The sequence below is a fragment of the Seonamhaeicola algicola genome, assembly GCF_007997385.1.
GTDB classification, from domain to species: domain Bacteria; phylum Bacteroidota; class Bacteroidia; order Flavobacteriales; family Flavobacteriaceae; genus Seonamhaeicola; species Seonamhaeicola algicola.
In genome coordinates this window covers 316,753-334,091 of the sequence record NZ_VOSC01000012.1, presented here as the reverse complement: position 1 = coordinate 334,091, position 17,339 = coordinate 316,753, and the positions used below count along the sequence as shown (strand labels likewise).

12 protein-coding genes and 1 pseudogene are annotated in these 17,339 nt (G+C 31.8%); 4 read left to right on the top strand and 9 right to left on the bottom strand.

What is annotated here, in order from left to right:
* The first annotated feature begins 147 nt into the window (after positions 1-147).
* Genes FUA26_RS03920 through FUA26_RS03910 form a run of 3 tightly spaced genes read left to right on the top strand, consistent with a single transcriptional unit; the run spans position 148 to position 1,973 of the window.
* A complete protein-coding gene (locus FUA26_RS03920) occupies positions 148-582 on the top strand; it encodes an RpiB/LacA/LacB family sugar-phosphate isomerase (RefSeq protein WP_147131839.1) in 435 nt (144 codons plus the stop codon).
* A complete protein-coding gene (locus FUA26_RS03915) occupies positions 583-1,494 on the top strand; it encodes a cation diffusion facilitator family transporter (RefSeq protein ID WP_147131836.1) in 912 nt (303 codons plus the stop codon).
* A gap of 35 nt (positions 1,495-1,529) precedes the next feature.
* A complete protein-coding gene (locus tag FUA26_RS03910) occupies positions 1,530-1,973 on the top strand; it encodes a GNAT family N-acetyltransferase (protein WP_147131833.1) in 444 nt (147 codons plus the stop codon).
* 16 nt (positions 1,974-1,989) lie between these two features.
* Here FUA26_RS03910 and FUA26_RS03905 read toward each other — a convergent pair whose 3' ends face one another.
* From FUA26_RS03905 to FUA26_RS03875, 7 genes and pseudogenes are all read right to left on the bottom strand, one after another.
* Entirely contained in the window at positions 1,990-3,381 is a 1,392-nt protein-coding gene (locus FUA26_RS03905) for a T9SS type B sorting domain-containing protein (RefSeq protein WP_147131830.1), read from the bottom strand.
* Between the two features lie 2 nt (positions 3,382-3,383).
* Positions 3,384-4,256 (bottom strand): OmpA family protein, encoded by an 873-nt coding sequence (locus FUA26_RS03900; RefSeq protein WP_147131827.1) that lies wholly within the window; start codon positions 4,254-4,256, stop codon positions 3,384-3,386.
* A 113-nt stretch (positions 4,257-4,369) separates the two neighbouring features.
* Positions 4,370-6,004: a S41 family peptidase gene (locus FUA26_RS03895; RefSeq protein WP_147131824.1), complete on the bottom strand. Its 1,635-nt coding sequence runs from the start codon at positions 6,002-6,004 to the stop codon at positions 4,370-4,372.
* Between the two features lie 39 nt (positions 6,005-6,043).
* Positions 6,044-6,418 carry a ribonuclease P protein component gene (gene rnpA, locus FUA26_RS03890; protein WP_147131821.1) on the bottom strand — a complete coding sequence of 125 codons (375 nt, stop codon included), beginning with the start codon at positions 6,416-6,418 and terminating at the stop codon, positions 6,044-6,046.
* A gap of 118 nt (positions 6,419-6,536) precedes the next feature.
* Positions 6,537-8,351, bottom strand: a complete 1,815-nt coding sequence (locus tag FUA26_RS03885) for a M1 family metallopeptidase (protein WP_147131818.1) — start codon at positions 8,349-8,351, stop codon at positions 6,537-6,539.
* A gap of 41 nt (positions 8,352-8,392) precedes the next feature.
* Positions 8,393-9,991 (bottom strand): annotated as a pseudogene (locus FUA26_RS03880) (S8 family peptidase).
* Positions 9,992-10,003: 12 nt separating this feature from the next.
* Positions 10,004-10,864: an MBL fold metallo-hydrolase gene (locus tag FUA26_RS03875; protein ID WP_147131815.1), complete on the bottom strand. Its 861-nt coding sequence runs from the start codon at positions 10,862-10,864 to the stop codon at positions 10,004-10,006.
* Positions 10,865-11,043: 179 nt separating this feature from the next.
* Here FUA26_RS03875 and FUA26_RS03870 point away from each other — a divergent pair, with 179 nt between their 5' ends.
* Complete coding sequence (locus FUA26_RS03870) at positions 11,044-12,861, top strand: cation:proton antiporter (RefSeq protein WP_147131813.1); 1,818 nt, start codon at positions 11,044-11,046, stop codon at positions 12,859-12,861.
* 25 nt (positions 12,862-12,886) lie between these two features.
* Here the strand turns inward: FUA26_RS03870 and FUA26_RS03865 are convergent, their stop codons facing one another.
* Together FUA26_RS03865 and glgB are read right to left on the bottom strand one after the other, a co-directional pair.
* Positions 12,887-15,286 carry a glycoside hydrolase family 31 protein gene (locus FUA26_RS03865; protein ID WP_147131810.1) on the bottom strand — a complete coding sequence of 800 codons (2,400 nt, stop codon included), beginning with the start codon at positions 15,284-15,286 and terminating at the stop codon, positions 12,887-12,889.
* Between the two features lie 141 nt (positions 15,287-15,427).
* Positions 15,428-17,338 (bottom strand): 1,4-alpha-glucan branching protein GlgB, encoded by a 1,911-nt coding sequence (gene glgB / locus FUA26_RS03860; RefSeq protein ID WP_147131807.1) that lies wholly within the window; start codon positions 17,336-17,338, stop codon positions 15,428-15,430.
* Position 17,339: the final 1 nt, after the last annotated feature.

Genomic DNA, 17,339 nt, shown 5'->3' with positions numbered 1-17,339 from the left:
ACTAAATGTTATGGATTGTAATTTTTATGCAATTTTCCAACTTTATTTTTTAGAAATTAATGAATAGATATTAACAACTAATTAAAAGTACAGTTAACAGCTTTTGATTTATTAACTTTACCAAAAATTATAAACACAAATTAAGTTATGACTATTTCTATAGGAAACGACCACGCTGGTACCGATTATAAATTTGCAATTATTGAACTTTTAGAATCTAAAGGTATTACTGTTATTAACCACGGAACTGATAGTAATGATAGTGTTGATTATGCAGATTTTGTGCATCCGGTAGCTGAAGATGTTGTAAATGAGAAATCTACATACGGAATTTTAATTTGTGGAAGTGCCAATGGCGTAGCTATGACAGCTAACAAGCACCAAAAAATACGTGCTGGATTAGCTTGGAATAATGAAATTGTACAACTTATTAGAGGCCATAATAATGCTAACATAATTTGTATTCCTGCAAGATTTACTGCTATACCTCAAGCCATTGCTATGGTTGAAACGTTTTTAAATACACCTTTTGAAGGCGGACGCCACCAAAATAGAATAGATAAAATTCCGGTTTCATGTTAAATGGCTAATAACCAAAACCATAACCACACACATGCTAATTTAAAAGGTAGAAATCTTATTATTTCTATTTTTTTAAATGTGGTAATAACTATTGCGCAGGTTATTGGTGGTTTGGTATCTGGTAGTTTATCATTACTAAGTGATGCTTTACATAATTTTAGTGATGTTATATCATTAATTGTTAGTTATGTAGCAACAAGATTAGCACAAAAAAAGGCCTCTGAAGATAAAACTTTTGGTTACAAACGTGCCGAAATTTTAGCAGCTTTTATTAATGCAGCTACCTTAATTATTGTAGCTATTATTTTAATAAAAGAAGCTATTTTACGCTTTAAAAACCCAGAAACCATACAATCTAACCTAGTTATTATTTTAGCATTGTTAGCTATTATTGGTAATGGGTTTAGTGTACTGTTGTTAAAAAAAGATTCTGATAATAACCTTAATATAAAATCGGCTTACATACACTTATTAACAGATATGTTAGCAAGTATAGCAGTGTTAATAGGTGGTTTATTAATGAAGTATTACGGGCTTTTTTGGGTAGATAGTTTATTAACATTTTTATTAGCGCTTTACTTAATTTGGGTAGGTTATTTTTTATTAAAATCATCTACAAAAATGCTTATGCTTTTTACACCTGAACATATTGATATTAAAGATGTTGTAATTAGTGTTAACAAGCTACCAAAAGTAAAAAAATTACATCATGTTCATATTTGGAATTTAAGTGATAATGAGCTGCATTTAGAGGCGCACTTAGACTTAAATGAAAATGTAAGCATTACTGAGTTTGATAATATCTTATTAACAATTGAAACACTATTGCAAGATAAATATCATATAAACCACGTAACTATTCAGCCAGAGTTTAATAAAGACGATATTAAAGATATTATTGTACAAGATTAATACGTGTTTTTATTTTTTTCACAATGTAAATTAATATGTTAACAATACAAACCAAAACCTTTAACCAATTAACAATTACAGAACTTTATAATATGTTACAATTACGAAGCGAAGTTTTTGTTGTTGAACAAGATTGTGTATACCAAGATATTGATTATAAAGACCAAAAAGCTTTACATATTTTAGGCTTTAAAAACAACAAAATAGTGGCTTATACACGTATTTTTAAACCAGGTGATTACTTTGAAAACGCTAGCATTGGCAGAGTTGTTGTTGCTAAAAATGAAAGAAAACACAATTATGGCTATGACATTATGAATGCATCAATAACTGCTGTTAATAACTATTTTAATGAAACTATTATTAAAATTTCAGCACAATGCTATCTAGTAAAATTTTATAATAATTTAGGCTTTAAACAAATAGGTGAACAGTACCTTGAAGATAATATACCACATATAAGTATGATAAAAAGTTAATAACTAAACTAACAATTTATTTCTTTAGTGTAAAATGTCCTTTAATAGGTTTATTATTTAATCTGTTAATAACGTACCAATAATCATCAGAAATTAAAACATTACCGTTATACGTGCCATCCCACTCTAAATTATTAGGTTGTAATGTTTTTAACAACTTACCATATCTGTTATAAATATTTATTGATAAAAACGTACCTGAATTATCAATTACCTTCCAAGTATCATGGGTATTATCATTATTAGGTGTAAAATATTTGGGTATATAAAAACTAGCGTTAGTTATTAACACATAAAAACTAGACTGGTTGCTATAACATGCTGTGTTATTATAAATAAAAATAGTTTGCGAATTGTTAATAACTTGGCCAGCAAAAAGTGCATTACCATTACCGTTTGCTTCGGTAAAATAATTACCATTAGTTAATATTGGTAAGGTATATGAAGGCCCAACAACATCAGGAAGTTTATCTACCAGAATTAAATCTTCGCAAGCATTTTCAGAATTTACATAGTTTGAAAAATCAACCGGATTCCAAGTAGAATGATTTCCGTTGGGGTTATCAACAACTACACAATTTAAATTATTGTTTTCTGAAAAATCAACCAGCGTAAAATTATTATTATTTCCGTTATTAACATTTAAACTACAAAGGTTATTATAACTTGCATTAAGTTGGGTAAGCCTGTTGTTTTCAGATACATTTAAAACAGTTAAATTATTAAAACTACAGTTAATTTCAATTAAACGTGAATTTAAACTTAAGCTATCTATTTGGTTATTATTACAGTATAAAAAAGCCAAATCTGTATTTAATGATACATTTAAACTGGTTAATAAATTACCTGCACATTGCAGCCTATTTAAGGTAGTATTATTAGTAATATTTAAGGTATTTAATTGGTTATTATCGCAAACCAAAACATTAAGTTTAATATTGTTTGAAACATTAAGTGTAGTAATGTTATTATTACTACAAGCTATTGAAATTAAATTTGGATTTTGAGAAACATTTAAGCTACTTAATTGGTTATTATCGCACCATAAAATTTGAAGTAAACTGTTGTTACTAATATCAATGTTAGTAAGTGCATTATTATTAACAAATAACTGTGTTAAGTTTAAATTAGCTGAAGTATTAATGCTTGAAATGTTATTATTAGCACATTCTAGCACCATTAAACTAGAAAAATCTTCAATACCTGTTAGGTTGTTTATATTTTTAGATTCTATATTTAAATTTGTTACAGAAGCTATATTTGCAGTAGGCACAACGCCATTAATTGGTGCAGTATCTAAACCTAAATCAATTAAAGCTTGTTCAAAATTAGCATCGGGTATTACTGTGTTTTGCGAAAAAACATACATGTTTAAAACAAGTATTAAATATGTAGTTTTTTGCAGCATTTTTAAGGGTTTTCTTTACCAACGTATGTTATGAGAATTTCTACTCTTCTATCAAATTTTGGGTCGCCACCCAAAGGAAATTTTCGGCGCATACCCATGTAACGCATGCGTCTTTTATCAACACCTTTTTTTATAAAATAATCATGTACATATTTTGCTCTGGCTTCAGATAGGTTGCGCTTTTTAGTTTTTCTATCAATAGCATCTCTAGAAAATTTTGTGCAGCAAACATGCCCTTGTATTGTAAAATATATGTTTTTACGCTCAGCTAATGCTTTAGCTATAGACTCTAATGTTTTTTTTGAGTTTGGAGTAACGGTAGCATAGCCTGTTTTAAATAATATGTTTTCAAAAACAATTTTATCGCCCGCTTTAATTTCACCTTTAATTTGTTCTTGTACAGTTTTCTTTTTTTCAACTTTGGTAACTGTAGCGGTTTCTTCTTCTACTTTTTTGGGTTCAATTTTAGGTTTTGGTGTTACAATAATTTCAACTTTACGGTTTAAACCGCGTATTTTTATAGCATTTTTTTCATCAACAATTTTAAGTAAAACTTCACCTTTTCCATCAACATTTGTAATGAGGCTTTCGCTTATTTCATTTTCTGAAAATAGGTTTTTTATAGCATCGGCTCTTTGTTGAGAGAGTCTTAAATTATAAGTATCTGCCCCAACATCATCACAAAAACCATAAATAGAAATGGTTTGAATATCAATATCAGTTAATGTTGAAATAAATAAGAGTAACCGGCTTTCTTCAGTTGGTGGTACAGTAAATTTATCAGTATCAAAATATACCTCGTGGGTTAATTTTTGGGCATAAGTAAACTTACAGGTAAGTATTAAGCATAGTATAAATACATGTAGTTTATTCATTGTAGGTTGCTATTAATTAGGGATATAAATATAATATTTTTAAGCAATTAGCGCTTAATTTAAGGTTTTTTTGGGTTTAATTGCCTTTAGTTAAGGATGAAAAACAAGGTTGTTTACTTTAAATAACTAGAATATGTTGTTGGGTTTGCAAGTATACTAGTAGCTTTTTTTATTTTTTCGTCGTGTATTTTGTAATATTCATATAAACCTTCGCGGTATACGTAACGTTTTACAATTTCTTCGGTAAGCAATTCTAATAAAAAGTTTTTATTTTCATTAAGTACCGTTTCTTTTGAGTTATTTAAACTTGAAATTAAGGCGTTAAATTCTTTTTCAATATTATCATTCAATTCTTCTTTAGTTGCAGTTTCAAAAGCCTTAAAAAGCGCTTTTTCAGTATCTGTTTTAAATGAGAATTTGTTGGCGTTTAAATAATTTTTAAATTCTGAAAAGTGCTTATCATTTAAAGTAAAATTATTAATGTTTTCAATGTTGTTATTGTAGTAAAAATTAGTGGCAAAATTGAAAACCAAATCGTCATTTAAAATAGCATTTGTAATAGTTGAGTTTTTTGAAGCTGGAAAAATAACATCGGGTAAAACGCCACCGCCATCAAAAACTTTACGTCCGTTTTTAGTTTTAAATTCATTATAATTTTCTTGTTTAACACGTACAGCTTCGCCTTTATCGTTTCTATTCCAATAATCTAAAGACTGAATACATCTGCCTGAAGGTGTATAATATCTAGAAATTGTAATTTTAACTTGTGTACCGTAAGTAAGTGCTTTTGGGCGCTGTACTAATCCTTTACCAAAACTTCTAGAGCCCACAACCACTGCCCTATCTAAATCTTGTAATGCGCCGGAAACAATTTCACTTGCTGATGCGCTACCACCATCTATTAAAACTACTAATGGAATTTCAGTATCAATAGGTTCAGCTTGCGTATAGTATGTTTTATTGTATTTTTTTACTTTAGATTTTGTGGTAACCACCAGTTGCCCTTTAGGCACAAATAAGTTTACAATTTTTATAGCTTCGTTTAGCAAACCTCCAGGATTTCCTCTTAAATCTAAAATGATACGTTTTGCGCCTTGAGCTTTTAAATCACGCAGTGCATAATTGGTTTCGGCATGAGCTTTTCTATTAAATTTACTTAAAACAATATAGCCTGTTTTATCATTTACCATTGAAAAATGGGGTACTGCTTTTATTTCAACTTCAGCTCTTTTTATAGTAGCGGTGGCTAGTTTATTTTGGCGTTTGTAGGTTACATTTATGGTAGATCCTGCAGTGCCTTTTAGTAAATTACCACTGTTTTCTTTGTAATCTTCAATACGTGTATCATTAACTTTTATTATTTCATCGCCTGCTTTTAAGCCTGCATTATCGGCAGGATAATTTTTATAAGGCTCAACAATTACAAGTTTGTCTTTTAGGGTTTTAACTTTTGCGCCAATACCGGTATAATCGCCTGTGTTATTAATTCTGGCAGATTCTACATCTTGTTCATTCATAAAATTTGTATACGGATCAAGATCTGCCAACATGCTTTTTATGGCTGTATCCATTAAATTGGCAGGATTGGTTTCATCAACATAATTCATGTTGAGTTCTTTAAAAACTGTAGTAAAAATTTCTATTTGTTTAGCAATTTCAAAAAAATCGTTTTTAAAAGCTGTAGTGCTTAAAAAAACAGTAAAAGCTAAGCTTAAAAGCACAAGTTTATTTTTTATAATTTTTTTCATGTTTTATGTTTTTTGAAACAAATACTATTGGCAAATAGTTTAGTTGTTAACTTTTTCTGAAAATTTATTGAATAGTGTATTCATTTTGCTTTGAATTTTTGCAAATGATGATTTTTCTTTTCCAATGTACAAAATCATGAACGCATATTGAGCAGTTATGTTGTTAAAATATGATGGTTTATTTAAGCGATAAGATTCTCTTAACAAGCGTTTTATTAAGTTTCTATCAACGGCTTTTTTAAAGTAGCGTTTACCAACCGATACACCCGTTTTTGCTACAATATTTTCAGGAAATGTTGTTTTTAAATATACCAAACGCAAAGGGTATACTGAAACTGATTGTCCTTCAGAAAACAACTGGTTAATAAGTGTTTTACTTTTAAGTTTTTCTTTTTTTGGGTAGGTAAATTTCAATGGTTTTGTTTTAACAAAAATCAAAGGTAGCAAATTATAAAATGACATACTTTTAAAAAAACAAAAGCGATTCATATTAAGAATCGCTTTCAAAATTTAAAATATTTTAAAGTACAAACTACTTAGTATTATTTTTTCTATTAACATCGGCCATCATTTCTTCAGGATCAATAGTAACGCTTTTAATAGATTTTGATGTGTTAAAAGTATATGTTGGATACGCCCAAGCCCAATCTGCAATTATAGTTGCTGTTGTTGGTTTTTCACCACGCATCATTTGTAATGGTATATAAAAGTTTTCGGTAGTATCATCAGTATATGTTACGGTTACATCTATAGGCATTGGCATTACACCAAAACGTTGTAATGTAACTGTTTTATCTTCAATAGTGGTTACACCGTAATCAATGGTATTGGTAGTTTGTGTAAAATCTGTTAAATACCAATCTAATTCTAAACCAGAAACTTTTGAAGCAACTCTAATAAAATCATTAGGTGTTGGGTGTTTAAAGGCCCAAGTATTGAAATATTCTTTTATAGTTTTTTTCAAATTTTCTTCACCTATTATATAGCCTAATTGTGCTAAAAACACTTCACCTTTATTATATGCAGCAATACCGTAAGCTTGATTAAAAGTATACCTATCTGCATGTGTAGAAAGCGGTTGTTCTTTACCAGAGTTTGCTAAATAAATATAGCCTTTGTAAGCATTAGCAAATGGGTTTTCTTTACCTTCTTTCATTACGTAATTCATTGCAGCATCACTTATATAGCTTGTAAAACCTTCATCCATCCATTCGTGTTTAGCCTCGTTAGTGGCTAATAAAAATTGAAACCAAGTGTGTGCTAACTCATGTGCTGTTACGCCAACTAAACTACCAAAACTACGTTTACCTGTAATTAGAGTACACATGGCATATTCCATACCGCCATCGCCGCCTTGAATAACGGAGTATTGTTTGTATGGATATTTACCAATATGCTCACTGAAATATTGCATAAGTTCAACTGTTTTTTGTTGAAATTTTTTCCAATATGATTTAGTTTGAGCATCTAAAGAGTTTTTGTAATAAAAGTTTAACAATGGGCCATTAGGTACTTGTTTAGTATCGTGAATATAATCAGGGTCTGCAGCCCAAGTAAAATCATGTACGTTTGGTGCTTTAAAGTGTAGTGTTTTTTTATTACCATTTATTTTAGGATTTCCTTGTAAATAACCTGTACCACCAACTACGTAGTTTTTATCAATAGTTAATTTTACATCAAAATTACCCCAAACACCATGAAATTCTCTGCCAATATATGGGTCTGCATGCCAACCTTCAAAGTCATATTCGGCTAATTTAGGGTACCATTGTGCCATTGATAAAGCTACACCTTCTTTATTATTTCTACCAGATCTTCGTATTTGTACTGGTACTTGTGCGTTAAAATCCATATTAAAAGTAGCTTTTTCACCTGGTAATATTGGTTTGTTTAAAGTTACTTCTAATATGGTTCCAACGGCTTCATATTGTATAGTTTCACCGTTTTGTTTTAAGCTGTTTACTTTTATGTAACCAATTTCATTTGGTTTTAACTTGCTAATACGATCTCCAACTCTGGGGTCAGGGTCTGCAATGGTGCGCGATCTTACATCCATTTCACTACCAGGTTGAAAGGCATTAAAATATAAATGGTAAAAAACTTTGTTTAAAACATCGGGTGAATTATTTGTGTAAACCAATGTTTGCTTTCCGTTGTACTGATATTTATTAACATCCATATCAATTTCCATGGTATAATCTGCATGTTGTTGCCAATAAGCAGTATTTAGGGTTGATGTATTGGGTGTTAGTGGCGTGTTTGGTACTGCGGCTGTAGTAGCACTTTTAGGTGTATTACAACCCAATAATACCATTACAAATAGAAAAGCTGAATAATAACGAATCATTAATTTACGTATTTATTTTAAAATTGTTTTTGGTTTCTTTTTTACATTTTTGAAGCCATAATTAATGCATTGTATGCATTGGCTATTTTTCCAGATTTTACAACATCGGCATATGATCTTACATCATCGCTATTACCACCAACAACAACTTTGCTTTTAATAGGTAAGCCAGAGTCCATAATTATTTGTTTAACCTGAGCAGCGCTTAATTTTGGGTAGTATGAACGAATTAAAGCAGCAACACCAGCTACAGCAGGCGCTGCCATTGATGTACCACCTTTTGTATCATACTCATTTTCTGGTGTAGTAGAATACACTTGTGCTCCTGGAGCAAACACATCAACATTTTTTTTACCGTAGTTAGAAAAACTAGCAAGTAAGTTTGAACCATATTTTGGTGCTAATGCACCTACTCTAATGTATGAGTTTGATATTTCAACGTAATTTACATTATCATCAGGAAAATTAGGTTCAGTATCAACATCTTTACTATCATTACCAGCTGCGTGTACAAAAACAACATCTTTTTTACTAGCGTAAGCTATGGCTTCACGTACTTTATCACTGTGCGGAGAAAAGCTTTTACCAAAACTACCATTAATTACCTTTGCACCGTTATCAACAGCATATCTTATAGCTAAAGCTACATCTTTATCATATTCATCACCGTTTGGTACAGCTCTAATACTCATAATTTCAACATTATTTGCAACACCGTTTGCACCTTTACCATTGTTACGTTCGGCAGCAATAATACCAGCTACGTGTGTACCGTGGCTTTCACTTTTTTTAACTGGTTTTACGTTTCCGTTGCCATACCCTTTTGTTGAAAAGTCATTAGGATCATCGCCAGTTAAACGACCTTTAAATTCTTTGTTTAAATTGTAGTTTAAACGTTCGTTAATACTTTCTAAACCGTTTGATAGTTCATCAATAGCATCAGGTAAAGACTCTAAACCGTTACTATACATAAATTTTGCTAATTGCACAGCCTGATTTAGTTTTTCATCTTCAGTTTTAATTGCATTAACGTCTTTTTTGGTGTAATCTTCTTTACCAAAATGAGCTTTAAAAACATCATGAGCACCTTTTACTTATGTTAATATTTGCTCATAGCGTGTTTTGCGCTCCATCCATTTAGGGTATTCAGCATCATATTCTGCTTGTGCCCTAGCATAATCTGGGTTTGATGTATCTCCACTGGCTAAAATTCTAACAAACTCTAACTGTTCATTGTAACCATCGCCTAAAAAGTTCCAGCCATGTACGTCATCAATATACCCATTTTTATCATCGTCAATACCGTTGTTTGGTATTTCATCTGTGTTAGTCCAAATAACGTCATCTAAATCTTCGTGGTCAATATCAATACCAGAATCTATAACAGCAACAATTACTTTTTGGCCTTTTTTGTTTTTAATTATTTCGGCATAGGCTTTATCAACACTCATACCAGGTATGGTATCTTTTACCAAATCTAAATGTCCCCAATTTTCTTTTTCAGCTTTTGTTAATTCAGAAACTTTTAAAGGGGTTGCATCAATATTTTCTATAGGAGTAGAAAGAATGTCTGCAGAGCCACAGCTAGATATAAGGAATGCAGAAAATGCCGAAGCAGTTAAAACTTTTAATGTTTTCATGTTTTAATTTTATTAATTGAATATTTCTTGTGTTGTGTAAATATTTTTGAGTCTTACACCTTTTTCGGTGTTTTTTACTGTAATAATTTGGTTGTGAGCATCATGTTCTAAAAACAAATAGTAGTTGTTTTTTGCTGCTATATTTAGGAATTTTTCTTTTTCGGTTAGTGTTAAAAGCGGCCTAGTATCATAGCCCATAACGTAGGGTAATGGTAAATGCCCAACGGTTGGTAGTAAATCGGCCATGAAACAAATGGTTTTTCCTTTGTAATTAATCATAGGAATCATTTGCTTATCAGTATGTCCGTTTGCAAAAAAAATATCAAAACCTAATGCTGAATTTTTTAATATGTCAGTTTCAGGAATATCAGTAAACTTTAAATGCCCACTTTCTTCAATAGGTATTATGTTTTCTTTTAAAAATGATGCTTTTTCGCGTGCATTGGGTTGTGTGGCCCATTGCCAATGGTCTTTATTACTCCAAAAATGTGCGTTTTTAAAGGCGGGTTTGTAACCGGTTTTATTATTATTCCATTCAATACATCCGCCAGAGTGATCAAAATGTAAGTGTGTTAAAAACACATCAGTTATATCATTTTTAGTAAAGCCGAGTTTATTTAATGACCCCTCTAGTGTGTGGTTGCCCCAAAGGTGGTAGTAGCCAAAAAATTTATCAGATTGCTTATTACCCATGCCTGTGTCAATTAAAATAAGCCTATTGCCATTTTCAATTAACAGGCAACGGGCAGTTAAGTCTATCATATTGTTAGCATCGGCAGGGTTTGTTTTTTGCCATAAAGATTTTGGTACCACGCCAAACATAGCACCACCATCTAGCTTAAAATTACCGGCATTTACTGGAAATAAGTTCATAGGTGGTAAAATTAAAAAAATCGCAACAAAAATTAAGTTTTGTTAAGAATATATTAAGAGAGTATTTTATAACTAATTGCTATAAAATGTATTTAAAAAGTTATTCTTTTTATAAAAAATACACTTAAAAACTCAAAACCAAAGGATTTATTTATATTAGTGAACTTAAAAGCGTTTTTATGTTAGAACTATCCGGAATTATAATTCTAGGAATTTTAGCCCAATGGTTTGCTTGGAAGCTTAAAATTCCTGCAATTTTACCATTAATATTAATTGGTTTATTTGTTGGGCCTATTGCTGCAGAGTTTATAAGTGATGATGGGTATAAATGGATTGAACCTATTTGGAATGGTAAAAAAGGTTTGTTCCCAGGCGAAGGGTTATATTATTTTGTATCATTAGCCATTAGTATTATTCTATTTGAAGGCGGCTTAACTTTAAAATTACGTGAAATTAAAAACACCACAGGTGTTATAACAAAGCTAATATCAATAGGCTCTTTAGTTACTTTTTTTGTAGGTGCAATTGCAGTACACTATCTTTTTAATTTAGATTATGAATTGTCGTTTCTCTTTTCAGCATTAATAATAGTTACCGGCCCTACAGTAATTACCCCTATTTTAAGAAACATTCCGTTAAAAAAAGATGTATCTACCGTTTTAAAATGGGAAGGTATTTTAATAGACCCTATAGGCGCTTTAGTAGCCGTAATTGTTTTTGAATTTATTTTTGTTGGTGGTGGCGGTGGTTTTACCAAAACAGCCTTAATTGAGTTTGGTAAAATTATACTTTTTGGTTGCACTTTTGGTTTTACATTTGCCCATGGTTTTCATTTTTTAGTAAAGAAAAAACTCATACCACATTATTTAATGAATGTATTTTCATTAGCAGCTGTATTAGGGTTATTTGTACTATCTGATACATTTGCGCATGAATCTGGTTTATTATCAGTAGTGGTAATGGGTATGGTTTTAGGTAATAAAAACGATTCTTATTTAAAAGAAATACTATACTTCAAAGAGTCATTAAGTGTGTTATTAATATCTGTACTTTTTATACTATTAGCCGCTAATATAGATTTTGAAAACTTAATGTTATTAGCCACTTGGAAAACCGCTGCACTATTTGCAGTAGTAGTGTTTATAATTAGGCCATTAGGCGTGTTTTTAAGCGCATACGGATCAAAATTAACTTTTAATGAAAAAATATTTATAAGTTGGGTTGGTCCGCGTGGTATTGTGGCAGCTGGTATTGCATCTCTTTTTGGCAGTAAATTAATGGCCGAAGATGTTGTTAATGCAAACTACCTTACTCCTTTAGTGTTTATGGTAGTACTTGGTACCGTACTTTTAAACGCAACTACAGCACGCTTTTTTGCAAAGTTAATAGGGGTGTTTTTAAAGAATTCTGATGGTATTTTAATTGTAGGTGCATCACCAGTAGCGCGTTTAATAGGTAAGTATTTAGTAGATAATAACAGGCATGTTGTATTAATAGATAGTAACCATAATAACGTTAGACAAGCTAAAGAAATGGGTTTAGAGGCTATTAATACAGATATTTATTCGGTGTCTCTTGAAGATAATATTGAGTTAAATGACGTTGGTTTTTTAATGGCTTTAACCGGAAGTGCCGATATTAACCATTATGCTATTAGCCGCTTTAGCGAACAATTTGGTGAAAACGGATCATTTAGGTTAATTACTGCTGAAGAAATGAATAACCCTGAAAACATGCCAAAAGAAGGCTTATTTTCTCAAACCGATGATTTTAATTCTTTAACAAACATAGCATTGCAATATCCGTTTATACATGAAATTGAAATAAAAGACAAAAATCACTATGAAGAACTTATTGAAATAACCAGTTCAAATGATGTTATGGTACCTTTATTAGTTAAAGATAATAAAGGCGTTTTAGAAATTATTTCGGCCATTAATAAATCTATGAAAATAGAAAAAGGCTTTCAACTAGTATATCTAGGAAAGCCTTTTTAAGTGTTTTTGTGGTGTAAAAAATTTACTAATCTGCTTTAAGCTGAAGGTTTGTAAATTCCTTACTAACAACTAGTGTGTTGTTTTCAAATTGTACATCATTAAAATCTACATATTCATTATCAACTTTAATTGATTTTACTTCAAAAGGAAGACCAATAAAGTTAATTTTATACGTATCATATGATGTATAGAATTGGCCTGTTTTATGAATTCTAATAATAAGTTTATCACTATTTCCTGCTAAGTTAAATTTCTTTAGGCTGTAGCGTCCTTTGGTATAATCATAACCATCATTTGCATCTTCAAAAATTTGAGAGTCTTCTTTACCATCTTTAAAATACACATCTAATGTTAATTGGTCAATATCTTTCTCACCAACATATTGTTGTACAGGGTATTTAGGTATTACGGCACCAGCTTTAACAAATAGTGGCATTTCATCTAAATCTGCATCAACCCACATTTCTTTTCCTCCAGAAACAATATCATTTGTCCAGTAGTTATACCATTCACCACGCGGAATATACATGCGCCTTCCTTTTGAGTTTGGCTCATTTATTGGGCATGCCAACATTTGATTTCCAAAAATAAACTCATCGGTTCTGTAATGTGTTTGAATATCTTCTTGGTCAAACAGCACCAATGATTTTAACATAGGCACGTTATTTTGATGGTACTGATAAAAGGTTGTGTATAAATAAGGAAGTAATTGATACCTAAGTTCTATAAATTTTCTAACCACATTGGTTATTTCAGTGCCAAATGTCCAAGGTTCTTGCTCGCCATGATCACCAGAAGAGTGTGTTCTACAAAACGGATGGAAAACGCCTAATTGAATCCAACGTGCATACAATTCGCCGTTTGGTTGTTCAGCAAAACCACCAATATCAGAACCAGCAAAAGAGAAACCAGAAAGGGCTAAACGTTGTGCTTGTATGTTTGCAATTTGTAGGTGTTCCCATGTGGCTACGTTATCACCCATCCAAGTTGAGGTATAACGTTGTGTACCAGAATAAGCTGAGCGTGTAATTACAAATGGGCGTTTTGGGTAATTAAAGCGCTTTAAACCATGGTATGTGGCTCTTGCCATTTGCATACCGTAAATATTATGTGCTTTTTGGTGTGAGCATGGGTTGCCATCATAATCGTGTCTTACATCAGGCGGAAATGATTTTCCAGGAACATCCATTACTGCGGGTTCGTTCATATCATTCCAAACACCTTTTACACCAATTTCAGAAACGAGTTCTTTAAATAAGCCTGCCCACCACTCGCGTACTTCGGGTCTTGTGTAGTCTGGGAAATAACATTCACCAGGCCAAACTTTACCTTTCATGTAAGGGCCATCTGCACGTTTACAGAAATAGTCTTTTTCTAAACCTTCACGAAATACATCGTATTCCATGTCTATTTTAATACCCGGATCTATTATTACAACCGTTTTAAAACCATCATCAGCTAATTCTTTAACCATACGTTTTGGCTCTGGAAAATACTCTTTACTCCAAGTAAAACAACGGAAACCTTCCATGTAATCTATATCTAAATATATGGCGTCACAAGGTATTTTTAGGTCTCTAAATTTTTGTGTTATTTCTTTAACTTGAGATTCTGGGTAGTAACTCCATTTACACTGGTGGTAACCTAATGCCCATAATGGTGGTAACTCTGGTGTACCGGTTAAATCTGTGTAGCTTACAACTACATCTTGCATATTAGGGCCGTAAAAGAAATAGTAATTCATTTCGCCACCAGAAGCCCAAAAGCTTGTTACGTTGCGTCTTTCTTGGCAAAAATCAAAATATGTTCTAAAAGTATTGTCAAAAAATATACCGTAAGATTTGTTGTTATGTAAACCGGTGTAAAACGGAATGGCTTTGTAAATAGGGTCTGTATTTTTACCAAATGCGTAAGAATCTGTTGCCCAATTTTCAAACCTTTTACCTTTAAGGTTTACGTGTTCTGGTTTATCACCTAAACCATAGTAACTTTCGCCTGTTTGGGATACCTTGCTCATTTTTACAATATCGCCACCTAATTCATAGCTTTCCTCCCAATGGAAACCTAATTCATCTTGACATATTATAGTGCCATCTTTAGCATCTAGTATTGATGTTCTTAAATCTACTTTATAAACATGGCAAATAAGTTTTGCGGTAGTTACAATGTATTTTTCATCATCTTCAGTAATTTCAAGATGGTTAAAACCACGGCTTGCATCTTCATCAATGGCATATGAGAAGTCTTTATTAAACTTTCCTACGGTAGAATATCTAAACCTTAAAACACTGTCTCTTAAAACGGTTAGTTGTAAAATAACATTGTTTGCGGTTTTAAAATGTAGTACGTCTACATCTTTTTTATAGTCTATAATATTTGAAGGGAATAAATCGCCTTTGTATTCTAATTCGGTATTAAGTATCATAAATAAAATCAGTTAGTTATGAGTAAACGAAATTACTAAAAGAATATAATTTAAAGCGTAGTTTTTTTTTAAAAAAACCACGCTTTTATTAAGTAAATATTAAATTATTGAAACTTAAATTAAGGATAATTAAAGTATCTATTAGTTTTTAATGCTAAATACAACCAGTCCTAATGGCGGAATGGTTATTTCTGCTGAAAAATCTTTACCATTCCAAGGGTTTTCTTTTATTGAAATGGCTCTTTTATTACTAACGCCACTACCACCAAAATTTGTGGCATCGGAGTTAAAAATTTCAACTAATTTACCTTTATTTGGTACCCCTATTTTATATTTTTTTCTAACGGAAGGTGTTAGGTTACATACTACAATAACATTGTTTTCTTGGTTATATCCTTTTCTTATGTATGATATTACTGAGTTTTCATAATCATCATAACTAATCCACTCAAAACCTTCGCCAGTAAACGGTTTTTCATATAGGGCTGGCGTTGTTTTGTAAAGTGTGTTTAGTGCTTTGAAATAGTTTTGTGTATTTTTATGAGGTTCAAATTCTAGTAAATTCCAGTCTAAACTTTCTTGAAAATTCCACTCATTATATTGCCCAAACTCGCCACCCATAAAGAGCAGTTTAGTTCCAGGGTGTGTAAACATGTAGCCGTAAAGTAGGCGTAAATTAGCAAAACGTTGCCACTCATCACCAGGCATTCTGCCTAAAATAGAGTTTTTACCATAAACAACTTCATCATGCGATAAAGGCAGCATAAAATTTTCAGTAAAGGCGTAAGCTAAGCTAAAAGTAATTTCGTTGTGGTGATATTTTCTGTAAACAGGATCTTTAGCAAAATATTCTAAAGTATCATGCATCCAACCCATCATCCATTTCATACCAAAGCCTAATCCGCCAAGGTTTGTTGGTTTTGAAACCATGGGAAATGCTGTAGATTCTTCGGCAATGGTTTGTACATCAGGAAACGTTTTGTAAACTTCTTTATTTAGTTCTTTTAAAAAGTCTATAACTGCTAAATTTTCTCTGCCACCGTATATGTTTGGTTCCCACTCGCCATCTTCTCTAGAATAATCTAAAAATAGCATAGATGCAACGGCATCTACACGTAAACCGTCGGCGTGGTATTGGTCTAACCAAAAAATGGCATTACTAATTAAGAACGATTTTACTTCGTTTCTTTCATAATTAAAAATTAAGCTTTTCCAGTCTGGGTGATAGCCTTTGCGCTTATCGGGGTGTTCGTATAGGTGTGATCCGTCAAAAAAGCCTAAACCGTGGGCATCTTCAGGGAAATGTGATGGCACCCAATCTAGAATAATACCAATATCATTTTGGTGAAGTTTATCAACTAAATATTTAAATTCTTCGGGGTAACCGTAACGAGATGTTGGTGCAAAATAGCCAGTTAATTGATAACCCCATGAAGGATCAAAAGGGTATTCCATTATTGGCATAAGTTCAACGTGTGTAAACCCCATATCTTTTACGTAATTAACCAATTCATCGGCTAATTCAAAATATGACAAGGAACGGTTTTCTTCGGTTTTTTTTCGCCATGAACCTAAGTGAACTTCATAAACTGAATATGGCGCATCTAAAGCATTGTGTTTTTTACGTTTTTTTAACCAATCTTGGTCTTTCCATTTGTAATTATCTTCCCAAATTACAGAGGCTGTTCTTGGTGGGTGTTCGCAACGTTTTGCGTACGGATCTGCTTTTTCAGTAATTACGCCATTATGGTGGCTATGAATTTTGTATTTGTATAAATTACCTTTACCAACAAAGGGTATAAAGCCTTCCCAAATACCGCTAGAATCCCATCTTACGTTAAGTTGATGTTCTTCATCTGTCCAGAAATTGAAATCGCCAATTACAGAAACCTGTTTAGCACTTGGTGCCCAAACAGCAAAATAAGTACCTTGTATACCATCAACGGTTACAGTGTGTGCGCCAAACTTTTCATAAAGGCGGTAGTGTTTACCGGCTTTAAATAGGTTGATATCAAAATCTGTAAATAAACTGTACGCTTTTACATGTGCCATA

Coding starts and splice junctions, on each gene's coding strand:
- FUA26_RS03920 (WP_147131839.1), top strand. CDS start 148: ATGACTATTTCTATAGGAAACGACCACGCTGGTACCGATTATAAATTT.
- FUA26_RS03915 (WP_147131836.1), top strand. CDS start 583: ATGGCTAATAACCAAAACCATAACCACACACATGCTAATTTAAAAGGT.
- FUA26_RS03910 (WP_147131833.1), top strand. CDS start 1,530: ATGTTAACAATACAAACCAAAACCTTTAACCAATTAACAATTACAGAA.
- FUA26_RS03905 (WP_147131830.1), bottom strand. CDS start 3,381: ATGCTGCAAAAAACTACATATTTAATACTTGTTTTAAACATGTATGTT.
- FUA26_RS03900 (WP_147131827.1), bottom strand. CDS start 4,256: ATGAATAAACTACATGTATTTATACTATGCTTAATACTTACCTGTAAG.
- FUA26_RS03895 (WP_147131824.1), bottom strand. CDS start 6,004: ATGAAAAAAATTATAAAAAATAAACTTGTGCTTTTAAGCTTAGCTTTT.
- FUA26_RS03885 (WP_147131818.1), bottom strand. CDS start 8,351: ATGATTCGTTATTATTCAGCTTTTCTATTTGTAATGGTATTATTGGGT.
- FUA26_RS03875 (WP_147131815.1), bottom strand. CDS start 10,864: ATGAACTTATTTCCAGTAAATGCCGGTAATTTTAAGCTAGATGGTGGT.
- FUA26_RS03870 (WP_147131813.1), top strand. CDS start 11,044: ATGTTAGAACTATCCGGAATTATAATTCTAGGAATTTTAGCCCAATGG.
- FUA26_RS03865 (WP_147131810.1), bottom strand. CDS start 15,286: ATGATACTTAATACCGAATTAGAATACAAAGGCGATTTATTCCCTTCA.
- glgB (WP_147131807.1), bottom strand. CDS start 17,338: ATGGCACATGTAAAAGCGTACAGTTTATTTACAGATTTTGATATCAAC.